This is a genomic window from Streptomyces hokutonensis, from assembly GCF_000376565.1.
GTDB lineage: Bacteria > Actinomycetota > Actinomycetes > Streptomycetales > Streptomycetaceae > Streptomyces > Streptomyces hokutonensis.
In genome coordinates, this window is the sequence record NZ_BARG01000011.1 from 23,150 (window position 1) to 38,771 (window position 15,622).

Annotated in this window: 16 protein-coding genes and 6 tRNA genes; 14 read left to right on the top strand and 8 right to left on the bottom strand. The window is 69.0% G+C overall.

Annotation, left to right across the window (positions count from 1 at the left end; all coding sequences use genetic code 11):
* Positions 1-208 precede the first annotated feature (208 nt).
* Both SSP08S_RS04215 and SSP08S_RS04220 read left to right on the top strand, forming a co-directional pair.
* Entirely contained in the window at positions 209-1,204 is a 996-nt protein-coding gene (locus SSP08S_RS04215; RefSeq protein ID WP_019066330.1) for a phosphotransferase family protein, read from the top strand.
* Between the two features lie 80 nt (positions 1,205-1,284).
* Positions 1,285-1,584 (top strand): TFIIB-type zinc ribbon-containing protein, encoded by a 300-nt coding sequence (locus SSP08S_RS04220; protein WP_078532333.1) that lies wholly within the window; start codon positions 1,285-1,287, stop codon positions 1,582-1,584.
* A gap of 53 nt (positions 1,585-1,637) precedes the next feature.
* On the opposite strand, the gene SSP08S_RS04225 is transcribed toward SSP08S_RS04220, so the two are convergent.
* The 5 genes from SSP08S_RS04225 to SSP08S_RS04245 form a co-directional block, all read right to left on the bottom strand.
* Positions 1,638-1,709 (bottom strand) — tRNA-Val (locus tag SSP08S_RS04225).
* 34 nt (positions 1,710-1,743) lie between these two features.
* A tRNA-Val gene (locus tag SSP08S_RS04230) sits at positions 1,744-1,815 on the bottom strand.
* Positions 1,816-1,849: 34 nt separating this feature from the next.
* Positions 1,850-1,921: transfer RNA gene (locus tag SSP08S_RS04235), tRNA-Val, on the bottom strand.
* A 1-nt stretch (position 1,922) separates the two neighbouring features.
* Positions 1,923-1,996 (bottom strand) — tRNA-Cys (locus SSP08S_RS04240).
* 39 nt (positions 1,997-2,035) lie between these two features.
* Positions 2,036-2,108 (bottom strand) — tRNA-Gly (locus SSP08S_RS04245).
* A gap of 179 nt (positions 2,109-2,287) precedes the next feature.
* Here SSP08S_RS04245 and SSP08S_RS04250 point away from each other — a divergent pair.
* Genes SSP08S_RS04250 through SSP08S_RS04260 form a run of 3 tightly spaced genes read left to right on the top strand, consistent with a single transcriptional unit; the run spans position 2,288 to position 5,027 of the window.
* Entirely contained in the window at positions 2,288-3,331 is a 1,044-nt protein-coding gene (locus tag SSP08S_RS04250) for a chorismate-binding protein (RefSeq protein WP_019066332.1), read from the top strand.
* Entirely contained in the window at positions 3,328-4,149 is an 822-nt protein-coding gene (locus SSP08S_RS04255) for an aminotransferase class IV (protein WP_019066333.1), read from the top strand. Before SSP08S_RS04250 ends, SSP08S_RS04255 begins: the two co-directional genes overlap by 4 nt.
* A 53-nt stretch (positions 4,150-4,202) precedes the next feature.
* Positions 4,203-5,027, top strand: coding sequence for a GNAT family N-acetyltransferase (locus SSP08S_RS04260; protein WP_019066334.1), 825 nt, complete (start codon positions 4,203-4,205; stop codon positions 5,025-5,027).
* 15 nt (positions 5,028-5,042) lie between these two features.
* Here SSP08S_RS04260 and SSP08S_RS04265 read toward each other — a convergent pair whose 3' ends face one another.
* Complete coding sequence (locus SSP08S_RS04265; protein ID WP_019066335.1) at positions 5,043-5,558, bottom strand: DsbA family protein; 516 nt, start codon at positions 5,556-5,558, stop codon at positions 5,043-5,045.
* A gap of 269 nt (positions 5,559-5,827) precedes the next feature.
* Between SSP08S_RS04265 and SSP08S_RS04270 the strand changes: the two genes are divergently transcribed.
* A complete protein-coding gene (locus SSP08S_RS04270) occupies positions 5,828-6,271 on the top strand; it encodes a hypothetical protein (RefSeq protein WP_026178168.1) in 444 nt (147 codons plus the stop codon).
* Between the two features lie 164 nt (positions 6,272-6,435).
* Entirely contained in the window at positions 6,436-6,588 is a 153-nt protein-coding gene (locus SSP08S_RS62465) for a hypothetical protein (RefSeq protein WP_019059824.1), read from the top strand.
* Between the two features lie 63 nt (positions 6,589-6,651).
* Here SSP08S_RS62465 and SSP08S_RS04280 read toward each other — a convergent pair whose 3' ends face one another.
* Together SSP08S_RS04280 and SSP08S_RS04285 are read right to left on the bottom strand one after the other, a co-directional pair.
* On the bottom strand, positions 6,652-7,212 hold the full coding sequence (locus SSP08S_RS04280) for a CGNR zinc finger domain-containing protein (protein WP_019066337.1): 561 nt from the start codon (positions 7,210-7,212) through the stop codon (positions 6,652-6,654).
* A 276-nt stretch (positions 7,213-7,488) separates the two neighbouring features.
* Positions 7,489-7,902, bottom strand: coding sequence for an SsgA family sporulation/cell division regulator (locus tag SSP08S_RS04285; RefSeq protein WP_004002642.1), 414 nt, complete (start codon positions 7,900-7,902; stop codon positions 7,489-7,491).
* 191 nt (positions 7,903-8,093) lie between these two features.
* On the opposite strand from SSP08S_RS04285, the gene SSP08S_RS04290 reads away from it, so the two are divergent.
* The 7 genes from SSP08S_RS04290 to SSP08S_RS04320 all read left to right on the top strand — a co-directional run bounded on the left by SSP08S_RS04290 (position 8,094) and on the right by SSP08S_RS04320 (position 15,619).
* Positions 8,094-8,570 carry a TIGR02611 family protein gene (locus SSP08S_RS04290; protein ID WP_026178169.1) on the top strand — a complete coding sequence of 159 codons (477 nt, stop codon included), beginning with the start codon at positions 8,094-8,096 and terminating at the stop codon, positions 8,568-8,570.
* 79 nt (positions 8,571-8,649) lie between these two features.
* A tRNA-Val gene (locus SSP08S_RS04295) sits at positions 8,650-8,721 on the top strand.
* Between the two features lie 344 nt (positions 8,722-9,065).
* Positions 9,066-10,352: an ABC transporter substrate-binding protein gene (locus SSP08S_RS04300; protein WP_019066339.1), complete on the top strand. Its 1,287-nt coding sequence runs from the start codon at positions 9,066-9,068 to the stop codon at positions 10,350-10,352.
* On the top strand, positions 10,352-11,320 hold the full coding sequence (locus SSP08S_RS04305) for a carbohydrate ABC transporter permease (protein WP_019066340.1): 969 nt from the start codon (positions 10,352-10,354) through the stop codon (positions 11,318-11,320). Before SSP08S_RS04300 ends, SSP08S_RS04305 begins: the two co-directional genes overlap by 1 nt.
* Entirely contained in the window at positions 11,317-12,189 is an 873-nt protein-coding gene (locus SSP08S_RS04310) for a carbohydrate ABC transporter permease (RefSeq protein WP_019066341.1), read from the top strand. The genes SSP08S_RS04305 and SSP08S_RS04310 overlap by 4 nt, the downstream gene beginning before the upstream one ends.
* A 4-nt stretch (positions 12,190-12,193) precedes the next feature.
* Positions 12,194-12,784: a hypothetical protein gene (locus SSP08S_RS04315; RefSeq protein ID WP_026178171.1), complete on the top strand. Its 591-nt coding sequence runs from the start codon at positions 12,194-12,196 to the stop codon at positions 12,782-12,784.
* Positions 12,785-12,883: 99 nt separating this feature from the next.
* Entirely contained in the window at positions 12,884-15,619 is a 2,736-nt protein-coding gene (locus SSP08S_RS04320; protein ID WP_019066343.1) for an exo-rhamnogalacturonan lyase family protein, read from the top strand.
* The last annotated feature ends 3 nt before the right edge of the window (positions 15,620-15,622 follow it).

Sequence of the window (15,622 nt, forward strand, 5' to 3'; positions counted from 1 at the left end):
CTCCTGGACTGGCTGCGCGACCTGATTTAGAGCTCAGCGGCTCAGGGGTCCTGCTGTGGTCGGCAGGGCCCCTCGGGCGCCCGTCTTGAAGTTGGCCCGACCGCTCGATCCGGCTGGGCGAGGGGCACCGGCCTGGGAGACGTCACGGTCACTGGCTTCGAGACACGCGTAGGCTCGCGCCGTCTCGCACACCGAACCGAGGGACCACGTGCCTGCACTCATACCAGATCCGTCACTGCGGCTCAGCACCGAGATCAGTACGGCCACCCACCAGCTGCTGCCCGACCTGACAGCCCGAGCCATCACCGCAGCGCACACCCAAACTCCCGCCTGCCCCTGCACTCCCGGCAGAGCCACCCTCACGGACCGCCCCGACGGCACAGTCGTCCGCCACGCAGCCACCGTCGCCAAGGCGCACGCCCCGCACACGAACCCCACCGACCTCACCGCCCGCCTCACCGCAGCCACACACCTCCCCGGCATCCTCCTGCCCCCACTGGACCCCACCCCCGTCACCCTGCACGACCGCCAGGTGACCTTCTGGCCCTACGGCACCCCCGTAGACCCGGATGATCCGGACGCGGCCCCCTGGGAAGCCGCCGCCACCCTCCTCGCCCGCCTCCACCGGACCCCCGCCCCGACCCCGCTCCCACCCATGCGCGGCCCCCTCAAGGCGGTCCGGGCGATCACCCGCCTCAGGGAGACCGTCGGCGGCCACCCCGCCGCCGTCCCGGTCCTGCACGCCTGGACCCTGCTCCCGGCGTGGGCCCGCGCGGAGGCACCCCAGCCGGACACGACCACCCTCTGCCACGGCGACCTCCACCTCGGCCAGCTCGTCCGGCACCCGGCCCCCGACGGTCCTTGGCTGCTGATCGACGTCGACGACCTGGGTGTAGGAACCCCCGGATGGGACCTCGCGCGCCCCGCCGCCTGGTACGCCTGCGGCCTGCTCCCGCCCGACGAGTGGACTCGCTTCCTGGCCGCGTACCGCGCGGCGGGCGGCCCGGCCGTCCCCGCGGACGGCGACCCCTGGCCCGCCCTGGACGTCCCGGCCCGCGCCCTGACCGTGCAGACCGCGGCCCTGGCGATCGTCAAGGCGGTCGCGGCGGGCCGTCCACTGGACGAGGTGGAGGGAGCGGTTGTGGACGCCTGTGACCGAATGGGTTCCGTCCCGCCCGAGTTGACGCCCGGATTCGCGAAGTAGGGTGCAACCGACCGGGGTCGGACGGAGTCTGTCCTGGGGAAACACGAAGACGTACCAACGGCCGAGGAGTTGAGCCGAGCATGCAGTGTCCGAAGTGCCATGCGCCGATGCACCCGTACAACCGCAACGGTGTCCAGATCGAACAGTGCAGCAACTGCCGGGGGATCTTCCTCGACTACGGCGAGCTGGAGGCGCTGACCCGCGTGGAGTCGCAGTGGCAGCAGCCCGCCCCGCCGCCCCCGGGCCCGCAGGCCTACCCCGCCCCGCCCGCGCCCGCCTGGGGCGCCCCGCACGGCGGCGGTCACGGCGGTGGCCACTACGGCGGTCACGGCAGCCACCACCGCCACAAGAGCTTCGGTCACATGCTGTTCTCCAGCTGACCGGCACACGGAAGAACCCCCGGCCGTACGAGACGGCCGGGGGTTCCGGAGTGTGGACGATACTGGGATTGAACCAGTGACCTCTTCCGTGTCAGGGAAGCGCTCTCCCGCTGAGCTAATCGTCCTCGGGACCACGATCCGGGGATCATGGGCGGTGCGTGCGCGATACTGGGATTGAACCAGTGACCTCTTCCGTGTCAGGGAAGCGCTCTCCCGCTGAGCTAATCGCGCGGGGATCCTTGCGGACCAAGTCCTTACGGACCAGTGGACGATACTGGGATTGAACCAGTGACCTCTTCCGTGTCAGGGAAGCGCTCTCCCGCTGAGCTAATCGTCCTTGGAGGTGGAGACGGGATTTGAACCCGTGTAGACGGCTTTGCAGGCCGTTGCCTCGCCTCTCGGCCACTCCACCAGGAGCGTAGGGGTTCGGGAAGATCCCCCACTTCCTGCGAGCGGACGACCAGGTTCGAACTGGCGACCTCAACCTTGGCAAGGTTGCGCTCTACCAACTGAGCTACGTCCGCTTGTCGTTTCCGCTCGGCTTGCGCGTCGCGGCGACGAGTTGAACTCTAGCGGATTCCCCGGCCAGCACAAAAACGCGTTTGTGCAGCGTGCTGGCCTGCGACTACGGGAACACATGGCCAGGGCACCCGCGGTGACACGGCCGGGCAACCTGTGAGACACCCGCCATAGACTCGACGGCGTGCACGACCTCGCTCCTCTCGCCCGCTTCGGCGGCCGCGTCGCCACCGGCCTCCTCGATGTCACCAGCGATCCCGAAGCCCTGGACTCCACCGGCTTCTGGGCGGTCGCGGCCGACTTCGAGGGCCGTCTGACCTGCGCGCGCTTCAGCGACGTACGACCCGAACCGGTCCCGGCACCCGTCCCCGGCGCCTGGCGCGGCCCCGTGACCGACGCCTGGACCAGCTCGCTCGACCGGGCCGCCTACACCGCCGGCGTCCGCCGCATCCGGGAGCACATCGCGGCCGGCGAGGTCTACCAGGCCAACCTGTGCCGCGTCCTGTCGGCGCCGGTCGCCCCCGACGCCGACGTGGACGCCCTCACCGCGCTGCTCGCGCGCGGCAACCCGGCGCCGTACGCAGGAACGATCCGGCTGCCCGGGCACGGTGTCGAGATATCCACCGCGTCACCCGAACTGTTCCTGCGCCGCACCGGGCGGGTCGTCGAGTCCGGCCCGATCAAGGGAACCGGGCGGACGGAGGCGGACCTGTTGCAGAAGGACTACGCCGAGAACGTGATGATCGTGGACCTGGTCCGCAACGACCTCGGGCGCGTCTGCGGCACGGGGACCGTGACCGTGCCGGATCTGTGTGTCGTCGAGAAGCACCCCGGTCTCGTCCATCTCGTGTCGACGGTCCGGGGCGAGCTGCCCACGGACGCGGCCTGGCGGGAGCTGCTGGCCGCCGCCTTCCCGCCCGGGAGTGTCACCGGCGCCCCCAAGTCGAGTGCCCTGCGCATCATCGACGCCCTGGAGACCGTGCCCCGGGGCCCGTACTGCGGGGGGATCGGCTGGGTCGACGCCGACCGGGGCACCGGCGAACTGGCCGTCGGCATCCGCACCTTCTGGATCGACCGCGCCGACGGCGTGCTCCGCTTCGGCACCGGCGCCGGCATCACCTGGGGGTCGGACCCCGAGGGGGAGTGGCGGGAGACCGAGCTGAAGGCGTCACGACTGCTCGCGGTAGCGTCGGGCGCGTACGACGTGAGCGGAGGGGCTCTTTCATGAAGATCTGGCTCGACGGCGGGCTCCAGGACATCGAGTCCGCCCGTGTCTCCGTCTTCGACCACGGACTGACCGTGGGCGACGGCATTTTCGAGACGGTGAAGGCGACGGACGGGAAGACGTTCGCGCTGACCCGCCATCTCGACCGGCTGACCCGCTCCGCTCGCGGTCTCGGCCTGCCCGACCCCGACCTGGACGAGGTCCGCCGCGGCTGCGCGGCCGTCCTCGCCGCCAACCCGATGCCGTTCGGCAGGCTCCGCATCACCTACACCGGCGGCCACGGCCCCCTCGGCTCGGACCGTGGCGAACACGGGCCGACCCTTGTCGTCGCACTCGGCGAGGCCAGTCGTCGCCCGGACTCCACGGCCGTCGTCACAGTCCCCTGGACCCGCAACGAGCGCGGCGCCCTCGCGGGACTCAAGACCACGTCCTACGCCGAGAACGTCGTCGCCCTCGCACGCGCTCACCAACACGGCGCCTCCGAGGCCCTGTTCGCCAACACGGTCGGCCAACTCTGCGAGGGGACAGGGTCGAACGTCTTCGTCGTCCTGGACGGCGAGCTCCACACCCCGCCGGTCACCTCCGGCTGCCTCGCCGGCATCACCCGCGCCCTGACCGTCGAATGGACCGGCGCCAAGGAGACCGACCTGCCGCTGGACGTCCTGGAGCACGCCGACGAGGTCTTCCTGACGTCCTCGCTGCGGGACGTACAGGCCGTCCATCTGCTCGACGACCGCCAACTCCCGGGCGCGGCAGGGCCGGTGACCGCCAAGGCGATGCGCGTCTTCGACGAGCGGTCGGCCGACGATCTTGATCCGTAAACGCCCGATTTAATGGGCTGACCTGGTGCTCCGGGTCGGGTAGAACACAACTGATGACCACGACCCTGCGGCCGACCGAGCCGCTTCAGCACGAGGCCGACGGGACGCGTTCACGCCGCTACCAGGTGTGTGTGAACAGCCGTCCCGTCGGCGCGATTCGCCTCGGCACGAGTCCGTTCTTCGGTGACTCGGTGGCCCAGATCCTGGACCTGAGCATCGAGGAACCGGACCGTCGACGCGGCCGGGGCACAGTGGCCGCGCTCGCCGCCGAGGAGGTCGTAAGGGGCTGGGGCTGCGACCGGATGGAGGCCTCCGTGCCCGCGGAGGCGGAGGCGGCGCTCAAGGTGGCGACCGCCCTCGGATACGTCGTCCGCAACCGCCACATGGAGAAGCCGCTCGGCGACACCGCGCCCGAACTGCCCGCCGGGAGCCGGGGACGGCCCATGACCGAGGCGGAGTTCGGCCCGTGGAAGGACCGTGGGACGCAGGACTTCGCGAAGAGCTGGATCGAGCGCGGGGTGCCCGAGGAGGAGGCCCGGGCCAGGGCGGAGCAGACCAACACCGAACTGCTGCCCGACGGACTCGCCACCACGGACATGACCTTCAGCGTCCTGGAGCACGAAGGGACCGCGGTGGGCACGCTCTGGACGGGCCTCCTCGACGGCAAGACCTTCGTGTACAAGGTCGAGTCCGACGCCCGCCACCGGGGCAAGGGCCACGGCCGCACCCTGATGCTCCTGGCCGAGGCACAGGGCATCGAGGCCGGTCTGCCGGTCATCCGCTTGAACGTCTTCCAGGGCAACACCCCGGCCGAGCGGCTCTACGAGTCACTCGGCTACGAGACGGTCGTCTACCACCTGTACAAGAGCCTGCTCTGAGACCTTGCCGGTTGCTCACTCGGCCCCGGCGAGCAGCCGGTCGGCGATCTCCTCGATGCGGGCGCGCAGCCCCTCCTGGCTCTTGCTGCCGTCGAGGCGATCGCCGTCGATGACATACGTCGGGGTGCCGGTCACGCCGATGGCCTTGCCCTCGGCCTGGTCGGCGTCGACGATCAGGATGTGCCGGCCGTCGATCAGGGCCGTGTCGAACTCCTCGGCGTCCAGGCCGAGTTCGGCGGCCACCTCGACCAGGAAGGGTTCGCCCCTACGGTCCAGCTCCTCGACCCGGCCGAGCACGGCCTCGACGTAGTCCCAGCCCCGCCCCTGCTCCACGGCCTCCTCGACGGCCTGCGCGGCGGCGAAGGAGTGCTTGTGCTTCTCCATGGGGAAGTGCCGTAGCCGCAGTTCCAGCCGGTCGCCGTAGCGGGCCCGTAGGGCGCGCAGATCCTCCAGCGCGGTGCGGCAGTCCGTGCACTGGAGCTCGCACCAGACGTCGAGGACGGGGGTGCGCGCGGAGGAGAGGTCACTCATGGGACCAGTCTCCCAGCCCCGGATCCACCGCCCCAACCGGGACCACGGGTTCCAAGGGGCGCGGGCGTACGACGCCGACCGGGACCTGGGGAGGATGCGACCCGGAGATGTCCCTGATGTCCTGCCGGGGCATGGCATCCCGGGGACCGGACGGTGCAGGATGGAAGGGACGAAGTGCGACCTGCCGGGCCGGCGTGTCCGAGCGGACCGCCGACCTCGTCCGACCGAGAGTGCCCGAGAGTGCCCGACGGAACTGCCTGGAGGACCGGATGATTGCCGAGACCGTCTGTTCCGCCGCCTCCGCGGCAGGCCTGGGCATCGCGGCGGTCACCGCGTACCGCAAGCGATTTCTCTCCGCCGCCCGGATCGCCGCCTATTCGCTGGTGCCCGTCGGCCTGGTGATGACCGGGGTCGTCGGCTGGGTGGCCGACACCGCGTTCAGTCCCATGGCCTGGGCGGGCTTCGTCGTACTCGGCGGTGCCTGGCTGCTCTTCACCGGCACCCGCGCCGTGGAGCGCCGCCGTGGCGGCACCCGCAAGGAGCGCAGGGCGGCCCGGGCCTCGGCGCAGTCCGACGCCGTGGCGCCGACGGCCTCCGCGCCCTCCCTCGGCCCGGCCGTACGCCCGGCGACCCGGCCCGCCGCCGCGCCCCGCGCCAAGAGCGGGGACGACTTCAGCGACATCGAGGCCATCCTGAAGAAGCACGGCATATGACGGCCGCACAGCGACTGAAACGACACAGAGCGAGCCGGGTCCGCCGGTAAGTGTTCAGGACGCGACGCGACCCGAAACGGACATCACGGAATTCGGCGAACTCCCTCTCCTATCGGGCGTGTTGATCGCGTGAGGGGTCCTCGCTGCGTCATCATCGCGGCGAGATGCTGGACACGACACAGAGCGACGCCGCGCCGCCGAAGGACGAGCCGCGCGGCTGCCTTTTCGCCCTTTCCCAGCCACCGCTGATGATCTTCCTTGCGGTGATCGGGTGTCTGCTGCTCATGGCCTCGCTGCACGACCTGCTGATGCTGTGAGCCGTACTCGTGGTCCCCGACGTCACCCGCCGGGGGCCACGACCTCATCGAGAGACGCCACCCTCAGCCCGCGGCTTCCTTGCGCCGGGCCCGGTACGCGGCGACATGCAGCCGGTTTCCGCAGGTCCGGCTGTCGCAGTATCTGCGCGAGCGGTTCCGGGAGAGGTCGACGAAGGCGCGCCTGCAGTCGGGGGCCTCGCAGCGGCGCAGCCGTTCCTGCTCGCCGGCCACCACGAAGAACGCGAGCGCCATCCCGCAGTCGGCGGCGAGATGGTCGGCGACCGAGGCGCCGGGCGCGAAATAGTGCACGTGCCAGTCGTAGCCGTCGTGGTCCGTGAGGCGGGGCGTGGTGCCCGCGGCGGCGACCAGGTCGTTGATCAGTCCGGCGGCGGTCCGGGGGTCCGGCGCGGAGAAGACCGCCGTGAACCGGCCGCGGATCTTGCGCACGGCGGAGAGGTCGAACTCGGAGAGCACGCCGACATCGCTGATCTCGTGGTTTCGTACGAAATCCGCGAGCAGCGCGACGTCCGACAGTCCGTCCGGCGCCGCGGCGTCCTCCGGTGCGGTGTTCACCAGATCCACCACGGTGTCGAGGGCACACCGGGTGTCGTGGGTGATCAGCACGTTTAGCTCCCTGGCCTGGGGGTCGGGCGGGCGCCCGCCGATGCTGGCCGATGGTAGTGGCTTCCCGGAGGACGGCCCCTGCCTCTATGAACGCCTTCGTGTCCCGCACGGTTCCCCGGACTACGGAGAGTCGCCGGGAACGGGCACCGCACGCACCGGCGCCGCCCCCGCGACGAATCGCGGCGACGGCGCCGGTGTGTGCCCTATGCGGTTGTCCACGCCCGAGCCGTCTCCCCGAGTTCGGACGGCGCGGGTGGTTCGGGTCGGGGCCTTGCGCTAGCTCTCCGCCAGGATGTGCGACAGCTCCTGATCCAGGTCGAAGTGCCGGTGCTCCGTGCCGGGTGGCACGGCGGCGTCCGTCCGCTTCAGGAAGGACTCCAGGGCCCGTGCGGGAGCCTCCAGCAGGGCTTCGCCCTCGGGAGAGCTCAGTGCGATGCAGACGACGCCCTGGCCGTGACTACGGGATGGCCAGACACGGACGTCGCCGGTACCGGTGGGCCGGTGGAGGCCCTCCGCGAGAAGGTCGCGGGCGAACACCCACTCGACGGTCTCCTCGGCTCCGGTGTGGAAGGTGGCGTGCACGGCGTAGGGGTCGGCCGTGTCGTACCTCAGGCCTGCGGGGACAGGCAGGGATGACTCGCTCGACACAACGAGGCGCAGGTGCAGCTCGCAGCTGACCGTGGTGTTCATAAGCGCCAGGGCCTTTCGCTCAGTGTGCGCTCGGGGATTCGCACGTCGGCGAAATCGACATGCCACCTACGGTGCCGTTGTAAACCCCTCTGAGTGTTTTGCGTGCCTTTACGTAACTCTTCCGGCCGAGAGCCCGATCGCTCGGTGCGGCCATTCCGGTGACTGGTTTCCCTCGGGTAGGGTTTGTCCGTATGAATACGGGGAGTGACGGGCCGGGTGAGGTTGTCGTGGCGTCGGAAGGCACGGCGGACGAGACGCCGGACGGGACCAGTGCGGACGGGGCGCGGGACGAGCGGGGGCTCGGTTCCAAGGCGCCGGAATTCATCAAGGCACGCCGTGCGCTGCACGTGAGCTGGCAGGTCGGCGTGTTCGTCGTCGGCCTCGCGGTCGTGGCCGCCGGCATCGTCATGCTGCCACTGCCAGGACCCGGCTGGGTGGTGATCTTCGGCGGGATGGCGATCTGGGCGACCGAGTTCGTCTGGGCCCAGCTGGTGCTCCGCTGGACGAAGCGCAAGGTCACCGAGGCGGCACAGCGCGCGCTCGACCCCGCCGTGCGCCGCCGCAACATCGTCCTGACCTCGGTCGGCCTGGTGATCGTGGTCGCCCTTGTGGGCGTCTACATCTGGAAGTTCGGCGTCGTGATGCCCTGGAAGATCAAGGACCAGTAATCCGCAGGCGGGCGTCCGGGTGCCTTTCCGTGCTGGTCCGAGGCACCCGCTGACATGGGGTAATGTTCTCCGTGCGTCCGGGCGATTAGCTCAGTGGGAGAGCGCTTCGTTCACACCGAAGAGGTCACTGGTTCGAACCCAGTATCGCCCACCCGAACCGACGGCCCGTCTGCTGATCACGCAGGCGGGCCGTCGTCGTTCCCCCGTCGGTGACGAGAGGTCAACTCCCGGCCGCCAGGCCTTTTTCGGCCGGTCGTCGGCGAGTGCGGCAGACGGCTTTCTGTTCGGCCGGCCGACCGCGGGCGCCTCACCTGCGGTGTCCGCCCCGCCGCTCCCGCCGCGCGCCCGGCGGTGCCGTCGTAGCGCTCAGCCGGTCCACAAGAAATTCCTGTCCGAATCATTGACGCACCCCGAGGGCCTCCGTAACTTGTGCCAGCAAGCGCTTACTTGAAACGATTCATGCAGGTGGCAACGACGCTACGGGGAGGGCCCGTCATGGGAACCGGCACGAATGTGGAGAGGCGTACGGTCTTGAAGGCCGCCGGAGTCTCGGCGGTCACGCTGGGGCTGGCCGCGACGGCCTGCGGCGGCAACGGCGGCACGTCCGCGGACGGAACGGTGACGATCCGTTACTCGTGGTGGGGTGCCGAGGAGCGGGCGAAAAAGATCAATCAGTCCATCGCGCTCTTCGAGAAGAAGTATCCGAAGATCAAGGTGAAGACGGACTTTCAGACGTATCAGTCGTTCTGGGAGAAGTTCCAGACGCAGGCCGCGGGCGGAAATCCTCCGGACGTATTCCAGAACGCCGTCGGATTTCTTCGGAAGTACGACAGGAGAGGCATTCTTCTCGACCTCAACTCACAGGTAAAAGCAGGCAATCTGAGCCTGGATCACTTCCGTGCGGGCGTCACCAAGGTCGGCGAGGTCGACGGAAAGCAGCTCGGTGTTCCGGTCGGCTCCAACACCATGGCGCTGGTCATCGACAAGAAGGTGTTCGAGAGGGCGGGTGTCGACCCGGCCACGGGCTGGACCTGGGACGACTACTTCAAGGCCCTCAAGACGATCCACGACAAGACGAAAGTCCCGGGTGACACGGGCTACTTCGCCATCATGTACCTGTACGACCTCTACCTCCGGCAGAACGGCAAGGCGTTCTTCACGAAGGACGGACTAGGTTTCGACAAGTCCGATCTGACGGAGTGGTGGACGGACGGGTACGGCCGGGTGAAGGCCGGAATCGTCACCGACCCGAAGATCGTCGCCCAGGACCAGCCCAAGTCGTCGCTCTCGGCCGGGCACGGTGCCTCGGAGTTCACCTGGGACAACTTCACCGTCCGCTACTCGGCGGAGGGCAGCAGCACCTACGGCCTCGCCCCGATCCCCACCATGGACGGCAAGCACACCGGCCAGTACCTCGCCTCCCTGATGCTGAGCGCCTCCGCCCACACCTCGCACCCCAAGGAAGCCGCGCAGTTCATCGACTTCATGGTCCACGACCCGGCGGTCGGCACGATCATGGGCTACGACCGCGGCATCCTGGCGAGCACCGAGCAGTACGCGGCGTTCAAGCCCACCGACACGGTGAGCAAGGAGATCGCGCAGTACGAGGACACCACCGCCAAGTCCGGCGTCCTCGGCACGATCACCCCGCACCCCTCCGGCGCCGACACCGTCGAGGCCGCCTTCCTGCGCATCGGCGGTGACCTCGGCCAGGGCAAGACCAAGGTCACGGACGCGGTGAAACAGTTCTTCACCGAGTCCCAGGCCGCCTTCCAAGCCTGATGGGAACCGCCGTGACGCTCGTCAAGGACTCCGTGCCCACCACCCGGAAGGCACGCTCCGCCGCCCCCGTCACCAAGGGGCGGCGGGGCCGCCGGGAGAACCTCGCCGGCTATCTCTTCATGTCTCCCTGGATCGCGGGCTTCCTGCTGCTGACCGCGGGCCCCATGGTCGCCTCGCTCTACTTCGCGTTCACCGACTACAACCTCTTCAACAGCCCGAAGTGGGTCGGCTTCGACAACTTCACCGCGATGTTCGACGACCCGCGGTGGCGCAAGTCGGTCGAGGTGACGGCGAAGTACGTCGTCATCGGCACCCCGCTGAAGCTGCTGCTCGCGCTCGGCGTCGCCCTGCTGCTGGCCCAGAGCCGCCGCGGCCAGGCCTTCTACCGGGCCGCGTTCTACGCCCCCTCGCTGATCGGCGCCAGCGTCTCGATCGGCTTCGTCTGGCGGTCGCTCTTCTCCGACGGCGCCGTGGTGGACCGTACGCAGTCCTTCCTCGGCTTCCATGTCGGCGGCTGGGTCGGCAACGCCGACTGGGTCCTCTACTGCCTGGTCGCGCTGACCGTCTGGCAGTTCGGAGCGCCCATGGTCATCTTCCTGGCCGGGCTCAAACAGGTGCCCCGCGAGCTGTACGAGGCCGCCGAGATGGACGGCGCCGGACCCTTCCGCCGCTTCTGGAGCATCACGCTGCCGATGATCTCCCCGGTGCTGTTCTTCAACGTGCTGCTGGAGACCATCCACTCGTTCCAGATCTTCGGCTCGGCCTACGTCGTCTCCAACACGTACTGCGGTCCCGCCGACGCCACCCTCGTCTACACCTGTTACCTCTACCAAAAGGGCTTCAAGGACGCCCAGATGGGCTTCGCCGCCGCGATGGCCTGGATGCTGCTGCTCGCCGTGGCACTGGTGACGGCCGTCCTCTTCTGGTCACAGAAGAAGTGGGTGCACTACGAGGAGGACGCCCGATGAGCGCCACCACCACGAAGCCCCCGGCTCTCGGCCGCAAGCACACCGGTTCCCTAGTCTGGCATCTCGGCGCGCTGCTGATCCTCGCGGTGATCCTCTATCCGGTGATCTGGGTCATCGGGGCTTCGTTCAAGCCCAGCAAGGACATCATCAACAGCCTCCAGCTGTTCCCGGGCCACCCCATCCTGTCCAACTTCAAGGGCCTCGCCGACGGCATAGCCGACATCAAGATCTGGACCTTCTTCGAGAACTCCCTTTTCTACGCCCTCGGTTCGGTCGTCGGCATCCTCGTCTCCTGCTCCCTGACGGCGTACGCCTTCGCCCGCATCCGCTTCGCCGGCCGCAATCTGCTCTTCTCCCTGATGATCGGCACGCTCCTGCTGCCCTACCACGTGCTGCTGATCCCGCAGTACGTGATGTTCCAGAAGCTCCAACTGGTCAACACCTACGTCCCGTTGCTCATCGGCAAATACCTGGCGACCGAGGCCTTCTTCGTCTTCCTGATGGTGCAGTTCATGCGGAACCTGCCGAAGGAGCTGGACGAGGCCGCCCGCCTCGACGGCTGCGGGCATCTGCGGATCTACTGGTCGATCGTGCTGCCGCTGTGCCGGCCCGCGCTCATCACCAGCGCGATCTTCACCTTCATCAACGCCTGGAACGACTTCATGGGCCCGCTGATCTACCTCAACGAACCGGGCAAGTACACCGTCTCGCTGGGCCTGATGATGTTCCGCGACTCGGACGGAGTGGCGGCCAACTACGGCGGCATGATCGCCATGTCGCTCGTCGCGCTGCTGCCGGTGCTGCTGTTCTTCCTCGCCTTCCAGCGGTACCTGATCGACGGTATGGCGACCTCCGGACTGAAGGGCTGAGGCGGTGGCCGGAGCACGTGTGAAGGCACGGAAGGAATCGGTCTTCGCCGAGCGGTTCGGGGTGTTCGCCGAATGTCTGCTCACCGGGGTGTGGATCGCCGTCGCGTCGGCGGGAGTTGTCACCTATCCCGCCGCCTTCGCCGCCGGGGCACGGCACTTGAGGCGCCGTACCGGTCATGTGGGCGGCGGCTGGCGGGAGTTCGTCGCGGACTTCCGTGCGGCGGTGCACGGCGGGTGGGTCGTCGGGCTCGCCGGGTGGGGCGCGGGGGCCGCGGTGTGGGTGGACGTCCACGCAGTGCGCGCCGGACTGCCGGGTGGGCCGCTCGTCGGTGCCGTCGGGGTGTTCGCGCTGCTCGGGCTCGTCGTCGCCGGGATGCGCGCCGCGGCGGTCTGGGCGCCGGGGGACACTTGGCGGGCCCTGCTCGCCGAGTCCGGCCGCCGGACCGTGCTCGACCCCGCAGGCTCCTTCCTGCTCGTCGGCGGACTGGTCCTCGTCGGCTGCTCCGCCCTGCTCATCGCACCGCTGGCGGTCCCCGTGCTGGGGGCCGTCGCCGCGGCGGCCGTCGCGGTGGAGGAGCGGTACCGGCACCGCTGACGGGCGGTTCTACGGCAGCGAGTCGCTGCCGTATCTCTATCTGTCATGCCCCTGACCAGACGGACGTGAAAAACGCTACCCGCACGGAAAGGACAGGCCATGTCTCCCATTCCCCGCAGGTCCCTCCTCAAGGCCGCCGCTGCCGCCGGAGCCGCCGCGCAGTTCAGCTGGGCGCTAGGGGCGAAGGACGCCCAGGCCGCGCCCAGAGCCGCCGCTGCCGACGACGATCCGGTGACCCTCGACTGGCTGGAGGACGGCGGTCTCGGCGCCGCGCCCGGTTCGACCGTCGGTGTGCCGTGGCCGATGGGCGCATACCAGGAGGACCAGACCTTCGCGCTGACGGACGCCGGGGGCACGGCCGTCCCCGTGCAGTCCTGGCCGCTCGCCTACTGGCCCGACGGATCCCTCAAGTGGACGGCCCACGCGGTGAGTTCGGGCTCAGGCAAGCTCACGCTCACCGCCGGGGACACGGCCGCCCCCGACAAGAAGGTCACCGTCGACAAGAGCGGCGGCACCATCGACGTGTCGACCGGGGTCATCACCGCGAAGCTCGGAAAGAACGGCTCCACCCTCATCAAGTCGGTCACCCGGGGCGGCACGGAGATCGCCAAGAACGGCCGGCTCGTCCTCATCCGTCAGCCCGAGATCGAGGACGAGGACCAGGGCGCGGTGAAGACCGAGCGCTTCGACGGGGTGATCGGCGAGGTCACCGTCGAACAAAGCGGCCCGGTAAGGGCGGTGGTCTGCATCGACGGCAAACACCGCAAGGGCGGCCGGAGTTGGCTGCCGTTCTCGATCCGTCTCTACTTCTACGCGGGCGCCGACTCCTTCCGTATGGTGCACACGATCACCTTCGACGGGACCGTGGAGCCCGGCAAGGCGAGCGGCGACTTCATCCGTGGCCTCGGTGTCCGCTTCACCGTGCCGATGCGGGACCAGGCCTACGACCGCCACATCCGCATCGGCGGCGAGGGAACAGGCCTGCTGCGCGAGGCAGTTCAGGGCATCACCGGGCTGCGCCGCGACCCGGGCGCGACCGTTCAGGCCGCCCAGTACGCGGGCCAGAAGCTCGCCGATCCCTCCACCTGGGACCAACGGGTCACGACCCGCCTCCAGTACATCCCCAAGTGGGGCGACTACACCCTCTCCCAGCTCTCCGCCGACGGCTTCACCCTGCGCAAGCGCACCACGAAGGGCTACGGCTGGATCCCGGCCGGCGGTGGCGGGCACGCGTCCGGCTTCGGGTACGTCGGCGGGGCGAGCGGCGGATTCTCCTTCGGGCTGCGGGACTTCTGGGAGAAGTTCCCCGCGCAGCTCGACATCCGCGACGCCCACACCGACGAGGCCGAGGTCACCCTCTGGCTCTGGTCGCCCGAGGCCCAGCCCATGGATCTGCGCTTCTATCACGACGGCATGGGCCAGGACACGTACGCCGAACAGCTCCAGGGCCTCGAAATCACCTACGAGGACTACGAACCCGAGTTCGGCACCCCGTACGGCATCGCCCGCACCTCCGAACTCCTCTTCTGGGCCAACGAGTCGACGCCGACCCCGGAGACCCTCGCCCAACAGGTCGAAGCGGTAAGGGTGTTGCCGCAACTCGCCGCCCCGCCCGCGCAGTTGATCAAGTCCAAGGTGTTCGGCCCCGGCCTCTACTCCGAGCCCGACCGCTCCACCGCCGCCAAGGCGAAGATCGAGGACCACCTCGACTTCCTCTTCACCTACTACAAGGACCAGGTGGCGCAACGCCGTTGGTACGGCTTCTGGGACTACGGCGACTTCATGCACTCGTACGACACCGTGCGCCACCAGTGGCGGTACGACGTCGGCGGCTACGCCTGGGACAACTCCGAGCTGTCGCCGGACATCTGGCTCTGGTTCGCGTACCTCCGCTCGGGCCGCTCGGACATCTTCCGCTTCGCCGAGGCGCTCACCCGGCACACCGGCGAGGTCGACGTCTACCACCTCGGCCAGTGGGCCGGGTTGGGCACCCGGCACGGTGTCCAGCACTACGCCGACAGCGCCAAGCAGCAGCGCATCGCCAACACCACCTACCGGCGCTACTACTACTTCCTCACCGCGGACGAACGCGTCGGCGACCTCATGGCGGCCAACGTCGACTCCGACGAGACGTTCCTCGTCCTCGACCCGATCCGCAAGATCCGCACCGCGCCGTACACGCCCGACCGGCACGCCCTGTCGATCGGATTCGGCACGGACTGGAGCGGGTTGGTGTCGGCGTGGCTGACCGAGTGGGAGCGCAAGGGACCCAAGTGGGAGAAGGCGAAAGCGCGCGTCCTGTCCACGATGGAGACAATCGCCGCGCAGCCCAACGGATTTGTGCAGGGGAGCGGGCTGTACGACCTGGACACCGGCAAGTTCGCCGTCGCCTCCGCGCCCGTGGTCTCCGTCTCGCACCTCTCGGCGGTCTTCGGCCTCAACGAGCTCTGCGCGGAGCTGATTTATCTCGTCGACATGCCCAGGTTCAAGGAGGTGTACATGGATTACTGCCGCTACTTCAACGCCTCCAAGACGGAACAGGCGGCACGCTACGGCTCCAACTTCGGCACCCTGCTGCTCTTCCAGGGCCACTCACGCCTCGACGCCTACGCCGCCGTACAACTCGACGACGCGACGCTCGCCAAGCGGGCCTGGACGAAGTTCTACAGCTCGGACGGCTACATGGAGACCTCGCCGTGGAAGACGGAGGCGCTGAACGGTCCGGTCACCCTCGTCCCGGGCAGCGAGGCCGCGTGGGTGTCCTCGAACGACACCGCGCTGTACGGCCTCGCCGCCATCGAGAACCTGGCGCTTCTCAGCGACAAGATGCCCTAGCCG

What these genes read in the sequence shown, in the direction of transcription:
- SSP08S_RS04320 (WP_019066343.1), top strand. Translation starts at nt 12,884, where the DNA reads ATGTCTCCCATTCCCCGCAGGTCCCTCCTCAAGGCCGCCGCTGCCGCC.
- SSP08S_RS04220 (WP_078532333.1), top strand. Translation starts at nt 1,285, where the DNA reads ATGCAGTGTCCGAAGTGCCATGCGCCGATGCACCCGTACAACCGCAAC.
- SSP08S_RS04290 (WP_026178169.1), top strand. Translation starts at nt 8,094, where the DNA reads ATGAATACGGGGAGTGACGGGCCGGGTGAGGTTGTCGTGGCGTCGGAA.
- SSP08S_RS04310 (WP_019066341.1), top strand. Translation starts at nt 11,317, where the DNA reads ATGAGCGCCACCACCACGAAGCCCCCGGCTCTCGGCCGCAAGCACACC.
- SSP08S_RS04255 (WP_019066333.1), top strand. Translation starts at nt 3,328, where the DNA reads ATGAAGATCTGGCTCGACGGCGGGCTCCAGGACATCGAGTCCGCCCGT.
- SSP08S_RS04270 (WP_026178168.1), top strand. Translation starts at nt 5,828, where the DNA reads ATGATTGCCGAGACCGTCTGTTCCGCCGCCTCCGCGGCAGGCCTGGGC.
- SSP08S_RS04260 (WP_019066334.1), top strand. Translation starts at nt 4,203, where the DNA reads ATGACCACGACCCTGCGGCCGACCGAGCCGCTTCAGCACGAGGCCGAC.
- SSP08S_RS04300 (WP_019066339.1), top strand. Translation starts at nt 9,066, where the DNA reads ATGGGAACCGGCACGAATGTGGAGAGGCGTACGGTCTTGAAGGCCGCC.
- SSP08S_RS04285 (WP_004002642.1), bottom strand. Translation starts at nt 7,902, where the DNA reads ATGAACACCACGGTCAGCTGCGAGCTGCACCTGCGCCTCGTTGTGTCG.
- SSP08S_RS04305 (WP_019066340.1), top strand. Translation starts at nt 10,352, where the DNA reads ATGGGAACCGCCGTGACGCTCGTCAAGGACTCCGTGCCCACCACCCGG.
- SSP08S_RS04265 (WP_019066335.1), bottom strand. Translation starts at nt 5,558, where the DNA reads ATGAGTGACCTCTCCTCCGCGCGCACCCCCGTCCTCGACGTCTGGTGC.
- SSP08S_RS62465 (WP_019059824.1), top strand. Translation starts at nt 6,436, where the DNA reads ATGCTGGACACGACACAGAGCGACGCCGCGCCGCCGAAGGACGAGCCG.